The sequence below is a fragment of the Methylomonas rosea genome (assembly GCF_024505055.1).
GTDB classification, from domain to species: domain Bacteria; phylum Pseudomonadota; class Gammaproteobacteria; order Methylococcales; family Methylomonadaceae; genus Methylomonas; species Methylomonas rosea.
Window position 1 is genome coordinate 12,192 of sequence record NZ_JANIBL010000024.1, and the last position, 12,239, is coordinate 24,430.

Consider the following 12,239-nt stretch of genomic DNA (forward strand, 5'->3'; position numbering starts at 1 on the left):
TACAATCATGAACTGTTCGCGCGGGCAGGCCTTCTATGTCAATCCAGGTGTTCATCAGAATGATTGCGGAGCAAAGCTTGCAATCCGTACTTTTCAAATAAACCGTACAGTGTCGGCCGCGTAACTCCCAATAATTTGGCTGCTTCGGATATGTTGTTGTCTGCGTAAGTCAACGCTCGTTTGATGGCGATGGTTTCCGCCGCTTCTCGTACTGATTTTAGATTCAGCGGCATGGACTTGTCGTTATCGGTGCCAATTTCCAGTTCTTCTGCTGTAACGAAATTGCTGTCGGATAAAATGACTGCGCGTTTAATTTTGTTCTCCATCTCGCGAATATTGCCGGGCCAGTTATAGGCTTCAAGAGCACGGGCCGCGTCATGGGAAAAATGCTTTTCCTTAGAATTGTTCTCGCGGCAATAACGTTGTAGCAGCGCATTGGCTATAGTGATGATGTCGCCTTCGCGTTCGCGCAGGGGGGGGATGTCAACGACGATCTCACTGAGTCGGTAATATAAGTCGCCCCGGAAATTGCCTTGCGCAATAAGATCCGGTAGGTGGCGATGTGTTGCACATATGATGCGCACGTCCACGGCAATTTCTTTTCTGCCCCCTAACCGTTCTATGACGCGTTCCTGGATGAATCGTAGCAATTTTGCTTGCAAGGCAAAAGGTAAGTCGCCGATTTCGTCTAAAAAGAATGTGCCGCCTTGCGCATATTCGATTTTGCCTTTGGTTTGTGCTACCGCGCCGGTGAATGCGCCTTTTTCATAGCCGAATAATTCGCTCTCTAATAATGTTTCCGGTATGGCTGCGCAGTTAACCGCTACAAAAGGTTGTGAGGCGCGTGCGCTTAAGCGATGTAAGGCTTTTGCCATTAGCTCTTTACCGGTGCCGCTTTCGCCGATTAGCAATACGGTCGCTTGAGTCGGCGCAATTTTTTCGATCATCCGCATCACTGCCTGCATTTGCGGGCTGGTGGCGATCACACCCGTCAGAGGCTTTTGCTGTTGCAATATTTGATAGTCGCGTTCCAGTGCGTCGAGCTGAAACGCTCTTTCTATGATTAAGCCTAAGACGTCCGGGTCTACCGGTTTTTGATAAAAGTCATAAGCGCCTAGGGCTACTGCATGAATAGCATTTGCGCGGTCATCATTGCCGGTTACCACGATTATCTTGGTGGCTGGCGCTAAAGCAAGAATTTCCTTGAGAGTTGCTAGACCTTCAGTGGCGTTGGTAGGGTCGGGTGGTAAACCGAGATCCAAGGTAACAACGCTTGGCGTATAACGTCTAAGTGCTGCTATTGCTTCATCTCTATTGCTTGCTATTACTACTTCGTATTGTTCGAAGGCCCATTTAAGTTGTTTTTGTAAGCCTGGGTCGTCCTCGATAATTAACAGTACTTTAGAAGTGATCATTATTTCCTTGTTTTGCGGAAACTCGCTGTGCTAGTGGTAACTGAATGGTGAAAGCGGTGCCTTGGCCTGGATTGCTATCAACCCGGATATTTCCAGACTGCTTTAGGATGTAATCGCGGGCTTCGTAAGCGCCGATGCCCATTCCGGCATTGCCTTTTGTCGTATCGAACGGCTTGAATAGGCGTTCCGCAATGAACTGTTGGTCCATGCCTATACCGTTGTCAATGATCTTGATGACAGCATAGTCTTGGTTTTTTGTTAATTCAAGCTTAACCCAGCCATCGCTTGTCGCTATGGCGTCTTGTGCGTTTTGAACCAAATTAGTCAAGATATTGGTCAATTTGATTTTGTCCGCCGTCACGAAGCACTCGCTGAGTGTCGTGTTCATTTGTAACGGTGGCGTACCGAGATGCTGTTGCGCAATATTATTAACTAATTCCACCAAATTGATGAAAGTGTTGGCTGTGGTTGTGTTGGTTTCGCCTTGTTTTAACTGTTCTACTATATGGTGCATTTTTTTGACCACGTTATTCAGCGTGTCTATGGTGTCGTCGAAGAAGTCCGGGTTATGTTTATGCTTTTCGGCGTTTTTTACGATCAAGGAGATCTGAGCTACCAGATTTTTGAGGTCATGCACCAAGTATGCTGAAAGGCGGTGGTAAGTTTCAAATTGACGATTATTGGCGAGTTCTTCACTTGTCCGGTTCAGAGCTAGCGCGTTGGCTAATTGCATACCCACGGTCTTCAACAGGTCGTGGTCTTCCCAGTCAAGTTTTCTTGGTGCGCGCGCCTGAGTTAACACTACAAAAGCCTCAAGTTTGTTTAGGTGAAATAGCGGCACTATAAGCCACACTTGGCTATCTTCGTAGCACCACGGCGATAGATCTATATCATCGTAAACTTCCGGAGCATGAGCTAGTTCGAAAAAATCGATGACCCATTGTTTGTTAGCTAGATATTGAGGTAGATCGCCTATGTTGTGGAGATATTCAATTTCTTGCGGAGTGAGTTTGAGATTTTGTTCCGCAGCTAAAAAAAAATGGCCTTGATCGTTTTTTAACCATAAGCCGCCGCCAGCGCTTTCCACTAAGTCCGTCAAAGTGGTTATGATGAATCCTTTTAGCTCCTCAAGCGACTCAAGTTTTGCCAGCGATTTGCTGATCTTGAGCCACTCTTCGCGGTAATCGTAGCTGTAGTGGAAAAAATGCTTACTAAAATAGACCTTGGAAATGGCTCTAATTTTGCCGGATGTAAACGGGATAATGAGCAGGAGAATGGCAAGAAAAATAAATAGTGTTTGTGCTGCTTCACCCCATTCGGTATTTGCGCGTTTGATATAAAAACCGGCAAATGACATAAGGATTAAATAGATGCCGCAACCGAACAGGATCGTTGAGTAAAAAATAGTTTTGCGAGGTGTTGTCAGTTCCGTACTTTGACTGTTAAGCTTTAGTCGGCTTAATGTGACCGCTAAAAGTGGTGTCATGAGTGCATTGATTACACCTCGTGATTGCCAGAGAGCGAAATCTAGGCTGCTGAACAGTAACGATTTGCTATAAACCAGCAAATCCACCGCAAATAGCGAGCCAAGGCTTATGCACAGAAATTTGAGGTTCCACCTTTGCTTCAAGGGGGTGCTACGGTAAAGCTGCTCAACCAGAATGAGTCCAAACACAGCGAATACAACGTGCGATGCGAATCGAGGGTCGACGTTAAGGTGTTCTCGGATGATGGTTAGGTATCCAGGAAAGATCTCAATGCCTAAAACCATCGCCAAGATTATGGTGGCGACTACGCTAACATTCGATTTGAATATTTGTTTGTGATCGTTATATATCTGTTTGGATAGCAGTACCCCAAGCTGTAAAAACCAAGATGCGTTGCGGAGGGTTTCGTACGGCAGGGTGTCAGCGAAGAAGAAATGGCTGTTTTTTGTGGCGATTATCACGCTTGTGCACCATGTAAACGAGCACAAAACTGCTATTATGAAAGGCAGATGCCAATTTTTCCTAAAGCAAGCGTACAAAAGTAAAAAACCATAAGCGGTTGCCGCGCTCAAGTAACTGTAATAAATGTAGCTTTGCATTTAGTGTCGATGTTTAATGGGTTTTAAAATATCCATGTACTTATTATACGATCTTAAATGCAGTAAGCTGGACCATTACTTTGCAAACTCAGATGGGCATGAAAGAATTATTTAGTGACGTACTAGCTAATACGCAATTCTCCGAAGGTTCTGGCTGGAAACGATATCGCCTAAATGCGGGTGAGACAATTGTTCAAAAAGGCCAGCAAGGAAACACTTTATTCCTTCTCGAAGAAGGAGTCGTTCGGGTTTTGGGTGGGGCAGAGCTGGACGGTAATCGACGGATCAGTCCCGGCTTGTGCGATTTGGAGGCTGTAGCAGTGTTTGGAGATGTCTGTTTGTATGAATCCAGAGAACGAACTGCTTCTGTTGTCTCATTAACGGATGTATGTTTACTTGAAGTTCGTAGCGATATGCTGAGTATTTATTTGGACGATCATCCGGTGCAGGGTTATTTGTTTTTGAAGGGGCTGTTTCAAGCTATGTCTAATCGTTTGGGATTAGCAAATGATCGAATAGAGCATTTGCTGGCATGGGGAATTAAAGCGCATGACATCGATAAATATTTGTAGCTGGATGGCACTCGCGGAAATGAGGGGAAAAAATGGATGTTGCACCTAAATCATCTCTGGCGGAAAGTTTTAGTCGTTACTTCAAGGTGGACCTCGCCGAAAGTGATGCTCAAAAGGAATATGTTTTTCAAGTAAGGTATCGCGTTTACTGCGAAGAATTTAAATATGAGTCTGTTGAACGTTTTGCTAACCGTCTTGAGATAGATGATTACGATGAATACTCCCGGCATTGTCTGATTACTCATCTGCAGACGGGAATGCCTGCCGGCTGCGTGCGATTGGTACCTGCTGTCGGCGAGAGAGAGAATAAGCCATTGCCGTTAGAAAAGTACTGTGGTGACAGTCTGGATAATAAGGTTATAGATAACTTAAAGCTTCAGAGAAATACAGTGTGCGAGATATCCAGACTAGCTGTTGATGGGGCATTCCGTCGGCGTACAGGTGAGGCTTTGACACGTTTTGGTGAAATTAACGGTTTACAATTTTCGCCACAAGAGCAGAGGACTTTTTCGTCAATAGCAGTTGCTTGTTTTTTTGCGGCTACTGTTTTGACAGAAGTGGATGGGCGTACAAATGTGTTTGCAATGATGGAGCCGTTCTTGCCGCGGTTGATGCATCGGTCAGGTATAGATTTTCAGCGTGTTGGTAAGGATATCGACTACCACGGCATACGCGCACCTTATTTCGTTACTACGCAGGCGGTTTTAGAAAATATGCACCCGGATTTGCAGGAGTTATACTCTTGGATAAAAGAAAATATTGTTAACTAGTATCACAGGGTTTAATGCAAGTCTATTTTGCCCGGAAATTAATAAGTTAACTAGATAAAAGTTTTGGAGTTTTGGTAATAGGATGAAAACAAATCTAATCAGTTCCGTAGTTTTCGCATGTTCATTTTTATTGCAAACAGCGGCCTGTTCCTCACCTGAGGAAGCTGCTCAAAATCATTTGCAAAAAGGTAAGGAGCTTTTTGAAAAAGGGGAATTTGATAAGGCCTTGCTTGAGTTGAAGACATCAAGCCAAAGCAGTGATAAGTTTGGTGAGGCCTATTTCTATATGGCCCTTTTGGACGAGAAAAATAATAACTTCAAATCGATGCGGCAAAATCTGATTAGGGCCTTAGAGTTAGAGCCTGGTTTGACTTCCGCAAAAATAAAGCTAGGTAAGCTCGATATTATTTTCGGAGATTTGGACAAAGCTTTGGAGCAAGCTGAATTAGTCTTGGCGAGCGATTCAAGCAACATTGATGCAAAATTGATCAAGGCATCCGTTTATATTAAACAGTCGAAAAAAGATCAAGCAGCAGAAGTAGTTAATTTGGTTTTAAAAGACAGCCCAGATAATGTAGAAGCCTTGTCATTGCAGGCGGCTTTATTTGCTGAAAAAAATGAAATAAATCAAGCATTGGTATTAGTGAACAGGGCGTTGGAAAAAGAGCCTAAAAACCTTCCCTTGCGTTTATTTAAAATCAAGCTCGATGCTGGATTAAACAACATAGATAACGTGGTAAAGGGATATGAGGAGCTTATTCAACTATATCCAGATGCCAACAACTTTAAATTAAGCTTGGCCTCTATTTATTCGATGACTGGTAAGCTTGAGGAAGCGGAGGGATTGTTAAGAGAAATGGTCCAAAAATCAAACGATAAAGTCGAGCCTGAAATCGTTTTGATTGAATTTCTAAATGCTCGTGCTAAAGATCGAGTCATCGCAGAATACGAGTCCATGCTTAGTCGTCATCAGAAGCAGCCTAAGATGTTGTTGGAGTTATCAAAATGGATGGTTGCATCAGGTTATGCTGAGAGTGCTAAAAAGGGTCTGGAGCAAGTCGTTGAGCTAGAGAAAAATAACGAAACAGGCTTATCAGCTCAGGTTATTCTCGCGGAAATTGCGCTGATGGAAAAGCAATATAGTACTGTAGAGAGCTCTTTGAGAGATATTCTTAGTGTTAATTCAGAATTGATTCAGGCAAACTTGCTTAAAGGTCGCTTTTTGCTGGCTCAAAATAAAACAGATGAAGCTATTGAGCTTCTTAACAAACTTGTATGGAACAAAGTTAATGTAGATGATGTTTATTCCTTGTTAGGTGAGGCCTATTTAATAAAACAAGATCGGAAACAGGCTGAAAAAATTTTTAAGCAGGCTTTAGAAGTTAATCCAGCCAATTTAGCGGCTTTTTCTCGTATATATGGTAATTACTTACAGTCCGGTCAAAAGGAGAATGCTAGGCAATATCTTGAAAAGGCGTTATCGATAAAACAAAACGACGTTTTACTTCTTACTAGTAAAGCTGAGTTGGATATTTTGGAGAAAAAATGGGATGGTGCCCAAGAGGCCATTCAGCGGCTGGCGCTTTTTTCTAAAGATAAAGCTATGCCTACATATCTTCAAGCCAACATTTTGCAGGGTAAAGGTAAGTTTTCTGAGGCAATTAACTTGTATGACAAGTTGATACAACAGCATCCTAATCATCTCAATTCATTGATTAATTTGGTCAGATCTTACGAGGCTCTTGGGCAAAGAGATAAGGCTGTTGCTTATTTAGAGAAGCATCATGCCAAGTATCCGGATGAATTAAATGCTGTCGGCGCTTTGAGTGATCTTTACGCGGCAAATAATGATTTTGCCAAAACTAAAAAGCTATTAACGGATCAGATTAAATATACTCCAAAAGCAACATCTATTTACCTTGCTTTAGCTAGGGTTGAAGCGGTGATGAATAAAAATATCGAATCAGCTAAAAAGGTTTATTTGCAAGGATTAGAAATTAATCAGGATGATCCTCAATTATCTATGGCATTGGCTGGTTTGTACGAGCAATTGAACGAAAAGCAAAGTGCGATAAAAGTATATAAAAATTTGCTCGATAAGAATCCTGGTACTAGTTTGGCTATTAACAATTTGGCGTCATTGTTGATAGAGTCTAACAATCCTGACGAGATTGATCAGGGGGTAGAATTAGCAAAAGTATTTAAAGATTCTGAAAATCCGTATTTTCAAGACACATATGCCTGGGCCTTGATTAAAACGGGTAGCAATTCGGAGGGGCTCAAACTATTACAGGCTTTAATATTAAAAGAGCCTAAATTACCTGAGTTTAGATATCACTTAGGTGTCGCTCATCTTAACGCTGGCAATAAAGCCACTGCAATAAGCGAGCTTAAACAGTCGATTAGTCTGTCTGAAAAACAAAAGCGCAATTTTGCAGGTAAAGATGATGCAAAAAAGATCTTAGAAGAGACAGAGAATTCAGCCGGTAATTGAGTAACTACGTAGATTATGATTATGCCGATATTTAGCAAAAAATTGTTGTGTTATATGAACGCATTTGTCCTTATGTTAAGCGTGATGGGCTGTTCGCAACCACTACTTGAGGATGTGCAGCAGGCGGCTGATTACACTTATCAGATAGGGCCGGGGGATAGTGTCAATATATTCGTTTGGGGTAATCCGGAGCTATCCACTTCAGCCCCAGTCCGGCCGGATGGCAAGATAACCGTTCCTTTGGTTGAGGAGTTATTGGCCAGCGGTAAAACACCGTTTGAATTAGCCCGTGACATTGAGAAGGTGCTTTCAACTTACATTAAGAGTCCGCAGGTAGTTGTTATGGTGAGCGGCTTTAAAGGGATTAGTACTCAGCAAATTAGGGTTATTGGCAGGATTGGTGGTGGCAGTGGTGGCAGTGGTGGCAGTGGTGGCAGTGGTGGCGTCGGACGTTACCAAGGCAAGTCCATTCCATACGAAAGGGGAATGACTTTATTGGATGTTATTATACAGATCGGTTTGAATCAATATGCTGATGGGAATAGAGCCAGCGTAATCAGGGATGTGAACGGAGAGTTGAAGCCGTTTGGTGTTAGGATTGACGACTTGATTGATGATACAGATTTGTCAGCGAATGTGTTGATGATGCCTGGAGACATTTTAATTATTCCTGATGCATATTTTTAGGTTTTTGTAAAAAGGTTGACTTATTCTGTGGGTAGTATATTCATTAATTTTAGATTAAAAACAATGGCTAGTTAATATGCAACAAGATCTTTCTGAAGTTTATTTTTATTTGAAAGGGACTTTAAAGTATAAGCGCCTGGCGATTGTTTTTGCTTTGGTTGTTTGCTCCGGCGCTTGGGCGTACATTTTCATGATGCCTGACAAATTTGAGTCAAAAGCTAAAGTTCATATTGATTCAGCTACAGTTATCAGGCCACTTATGAGGGGGATGGTGATAGAGCCTGATATATCTGCACTAATTAGAATAATTCAGCAACTCATGTTTACAAGGCCTAATCTAGAAAAAATTATTTCACTATCCCAGCTAAGCAGATCACAGGATAATTCTGGATCTACAACCGAATTGATAGAAAAACTTAAAAAAGACATAACAATTGCTGGTGGCAGAGGAGATATTTTTGATATTGCCTATACGTCCCAAGACCCTGAAGTTGCCAAAAGCGTGGTTCAGGCTGTTCTAACTGTGTTTTCAGAGCAGACCGAGGGAAAAGCATTGGCTGATGCAAGTGATGCGCAGCGTTTCATTGAGCAGCAGATACGAGAGTATGAGATTAGATTGCAAGATGCTGAAAAAGCAAAGGAAGAATTCAAACGGGCAAATATAGATTTACTTAATGGTTCAGATCAATTTCAGAGTTTGCAGAAAATGAAGGAGCAGTATTTAGATGCCAACACTGCTCTAGATCAAGCTATTTCTCGAAGAAATGTTTTAGCGGAGCAGGTTGCTGAAATACAAGAGTCCGATGAGGACTGGGGACTACCTACATCTACTCAGGAAGTGTCTGCGGATAACGCAAGGATAGAATCGCTGAAAGATAAGCGGACCGAGTTGTTGCTGAAATACACCGAACGTCATCCAGAAATAATTGAAATTGATAAGTTAATTGAAACGCTGAAGACTCAAGAAAACCAATCAAAGCCTAATCAGTCAGAATCAAATGAAGATTTGGCTGCAGGTGTTTCGGAGAGTATTGGAGCTGAGAAAATGGCTAACCCCTATGTTCAAGCGTTAAAGATGGGGTTTGATAATGCTCAGGCCGAAGTTGCATCGAGCCAAACTTTAGTTGAGTCAATTCGAAACAGGATAGCAAAGCTCGAAGAAGGCTTGAATGAAAGATTGACCATTGAAACGGAAATGAAGAATCTTAACCGGGACTATGAAACGATAAGTGGAAAGTATTCAGAGTTGCTGGACCGGCGTGAACAGGCTCATATTACCGAGCGTGTGGACGACCAGACATCTCGCTTGAAATTCAAAATTGCTGATCCTCCTAGCAAGCCCAATAAACCTAGTTCTCCTAATAGAAAGTTATTTTACTCGTTCGCGCTTTTAGTCGGGGTGGTTTTAGGGTTCGGTGTTGCGTTTTTAGTTTATTTTATACGGCCAGTATTTATGTCAACAAGACAAGTAAGAATTGTGACCGGGCTGCCATCCCTAGGTAGTGTGTCTCTTACTTCACAAGGTATAAGTCAGACCAATAATGTCGACTGGTTACTTATTTCGACTTTTGCAATACTGCTAAGTGGCTATATCGGTATCATGATATTTGAGATACTCAAGTAAAGTCGTATTAAACAGGTAAACATATGAGCATTATAGAGAATGCGCTGAAAAAGGCAGGGAGCCAAGGGTTAGTTGTGGAAAATAGTAGCCAAGACTCGGCTATCACAAGTAAACCTGATAGAGGTGCCAGCGAAAGCAATTTAGAGTCGGTTGAGTTACGAGAGTCTTCTCACGCGTTTTCGCCAGAGCAGCAGGTTGTTGTTGATTGGGTAGGCTTAGCCGAAAATGGTTTTATAGACAATAATAATGCAAAATCTCAGTTGGCTGAAGAGTTTAGGGTTATTAAGAGGCCTTTAGTCAACAATATACAGGGTGCAGAAAATAATGGTATTAATCGTTCTAATTTAATTCTTATCTGCAGCAGTTTGCCTGGAGAAGGGAAGACGTTCGTTTCAATTAACTTGGCTTTGAGCATTGCTAACGAAAGAGATAAAAAGGTTTTACTTATAGATGCTGATGTTGAAAAGCCGAGTATATCAAAGCAATTAGGGATTAATAGTCCTCGCGGCTTAATAGAGTATTTAGAAGATGATAAAGTCACTTTTTCAGATATTTTGTTAAAAACAGATCTTCCAAATCTTAGCTTGATTACAGCAGGTAAAAGACATAAATACTCGACAGAGTTGTTATCGAGTCAAAGGATGTATTTATTTGCGGAAGAAGTGAGCCGGCGATATAAAGACCGTATTGTGATTTTTGATTCCCCCCCGTTACTTGTTGCTACTCAGGCCCAAATACTTGCAGAACTTGTAGGTCAGGTAGTGCTGGTAATTGCGGCGGAAGTTACTCCGCAGAGCGTGGTTAATGAGTCGGTTGCGAAGCTTAGTAATTGCGATGTTGTTATGACCCTTTTGAACAAAACAAGAAAAGAGATAGATATATACGGTCACAATTATAGTTATGGGAAATATGGACATTTGTGACAGTAATCGTCTTTCCGGTTTATCTTTAGCCACCTTGCTTTCTAGTTTAAGTATAGGTATGGTTTTACATTCTAGCTCTGCAAAAGCGCTTGATTGGCGATTAAGTCCAAGTTTGTCCGCAAGCGAGATATTTTCAGATAATTTGACTCTTTCTGAAAATAATAAGAAAAGCGGTTTTGTAACTGAGGTTAGTCCTGGAGTTTCATTGTATGGAAACTCCCCGTGGAGCAGTTTCAATTTAAATTATCGCATGCAAGGTCTCTATAATGCGGGTGGTAGGGATGCTATAGATATAAATCATCAGCTTAATATGAATTCTTTGTATCAAGCCGTTCGTAACACTCTTTTTTTGGAAACTGCAAGTTCAATAAGTCAGCAAAATATTAGTAATTCGTTTGTTACGACTGATAATATTTCTGGTAATAGTGGGCGGACTGAAGTTCAGACTTTCAGTATTTCACCTTATTGGACGCCTCGTTTTGGTCAGTTTGCAACGGGTTTAGCTAAAGTCGGTTATAGTAAATCCTCGTTCGAGAATTTAAATGGGTCATTAGTTACACCGCAGTTGTCAAATTTGGTGTCCGATTCGGATACTATTACGCGCCAGGCTAGATTGTCCAGCGGCAGTTATTTTAATAGAGTTAACTGGGGATTAAACTATTCGTCTCAAGAGCAAAGCAGGGCTGTCGGACAAGATGTTCGATTTGAACAATACCAAGGTAATGCTCGATATTATATCAATAATAAATTTAATCTTTTCGGACAAGCAGGGTTTGAAAATAACGATTTTCAAACTTCGACGAACAGCATAAGTAATGGTTTTTTTTATACGGTTGGGGGGCAATGGACACCAAGCAAGTGGTATTCACTTGAGGTTGGTATCGGTAATAACAAGCATGCTACGTTGCAATTTAATCCTTCGGAAAATCTTAGTTCGACCATTACGTATCGTAATAAAGATGTAGGGTTAAACACTGGCGATTCTTGGGATGCAAACTTTAACTATCGCGCTAAGCAGGCGACCATTGCATTTAATTATTCCCAAGAGACAACGACGTTGCAACAATTGTTCGCTGAGCAGGGATTTTTTCTTCGGGATGCTTCGGGCAGCTTAACTCAGGTGGTAAATACTCAAGATTTAGTAGCGCAGGGGTTTCTCACCCCTGGCCCAACTGATCCTCTTACCGGAAGGTCGTCGCTGATTCCAGGCCCCAATTTTAACAATACCCAGTTAGTTCTGAATCCGTTTGATTTGGTCAATGACGTAATTATTAGAAAGCGTGGAAACCTTTCCTTTTCCTACCAAACCGGTAAGAGCACTTACAACGCTTCTGTGTTTAACGAACGTAGAACATATGAAACCCGTTCTGGAGAAGACATGTCATATGGTGTAACGGGTAGCTGGCAATGGCAATTTGCCTCTAGGATGGATCTCTATCTACGACCTTCTTGGCAACATACGGATGGAGAGTTATCCAGCAATTCTCGATATGATGTAGCTTTGGGTGTGAGCAGGGGGGTTCCTATTAATTTGGGGCGCCCTTTATTAATGGATACAAGACTCGAGTTCAGGCATATCAATCAAATATCCGATTCCACCCAATTTGGTGGTTATGTTGAAAACAGGGCTACAGCTAATTTTAACGTACGATTCTAAATAGAAAACAC

Annotated in this window: 9 protein-coding genes; 7 read left to right on the forward strand and 2 right to left on the reverse strand. The window is 41.8% G+C overall.

Translation table 11 applies throughout. The features are described from left to right. Window positions 1–38: 38 nt before the first annotated feature. Window positions 39–1,415 carry a PEP-CTERM-box response regulator transcription factor gene (gene prsR / locus NP589_RS09485; RefSeq protein ID WP_064010259.1) on the reverse strand — a complete coding sequence of 459 codons (1,377 nt, stop codon included), beginning with the start codon at window positions 1,413–1,415 and terminating at the stop codon, window positions 39–41. Further along, window positions 1,402–3,501 (reverse strand): XrtA/PEP-CTERM system histidine kinase PrsK, encoded by a 2,100-nt coding sequence (prsK, locus tag NP589_RS09490; protein ID WP_256606764.1) that lies wholly within the window; start codon window positions 3,499–3,501, stop codon window positions 1,402–1,404. Before prsK ends, prsR begins: the two co-directional genes overlap by 14 nt. 98 nt (window positions 3,502–3,599) lie before the next feature. Between prsK and NP589_RS09495 the strand changes: the two genes are divergently transcribed. The 7 genes from NP589_RS09495 to NP589_RS09525 all read left to right on the forward strand — a co-directional run bounded on the left by NP589_RS09495 (window position 3,600) and on the right by NP589_RS09525 (window position 12,228). Then, entirely contained in the window at window positions 3,600–4,073 is a 474-nt protein-coding gene (locus NP589_RS09495) for a Crp/Fnr family transcriptional regulator (protein ID WP_064010257.1), read from the forward strand. Between the two features lie 32 nt (window positions 4,074–4,105). Beyond that, complete coding sequence (locus NP589_RS09500; protein ID WP_256606765.1) at window positions 4,106–4,843, forward strand: PEP-CTERM/exosortase system-associated acyltransferase; 738 nt, start codon at window positions 4,106–4,108, stop codon at window positions 4,841–4,843. 82 nt (window positions 4,844–4,925) lie between these two features. Further along, entirely contained in the window at window positions 4,926–7,337 is a 2,412-nt protein-coding gene (locus NP589_RS09505) for a tetratricopeptide repeat protein (protein WP_256606766.1), read from the forward strand. A 21-nt stretch (window positions 7,338–7,358) separates the two neighbouring features. Next, window positions 7,359–8,024, forward strand: coding sequence for a polysaccharide biosynthesis/export family protein (locus tag NP589_RS09510; RefSeq protein ID WP_256606767.1), 666 nt, complete (start codon window positions 7,359–7,361; stop codon window positions 8,022–8,024). Window positions 8,025–8,100: 76 nt separating this feature from the next. Continuing rightward, complete coding sequence (locus NP589_RS09515; RefSeq protein ID WP_256606768.1) at window positions 8,101–9,648, forward strand: XrtA system polysaccharide chain length determinant; 1,548 nt, start codon at window positions 8,101–8,103, stop codon at window positions 9,646–9,648. Between the two features lie 23 nt (window positions 9,649–9,671). Next, window positions 9,672–10,571, forward strand: a complete 900-nt coding sequence (locus NP589_RS09520; protein WP_256606769.1) for an XrtA-associated tyrosine autokinase — start codon at window positions 9,672–9,674, stop codon at window positions 10,569–10,571. After that, window positions 10,549–12,228, forward strand: a complete 1,680-nt coding sequence (locus NP589_RS09525) for a TIGR03016 family PEP-CTERM system-associated outer membrane protein (RefSeq protein ID WP_256606770.1) — start codon at window positions 10,549–10,551, stop codon at window positions 12,226–12,228. Before NP589_RS09520 ends, NP589_RS09525 begins: the two co-directional genes overlap by 23 nt. Window positions 12,229–12,239: the final 11 nt, after the last annotated feature.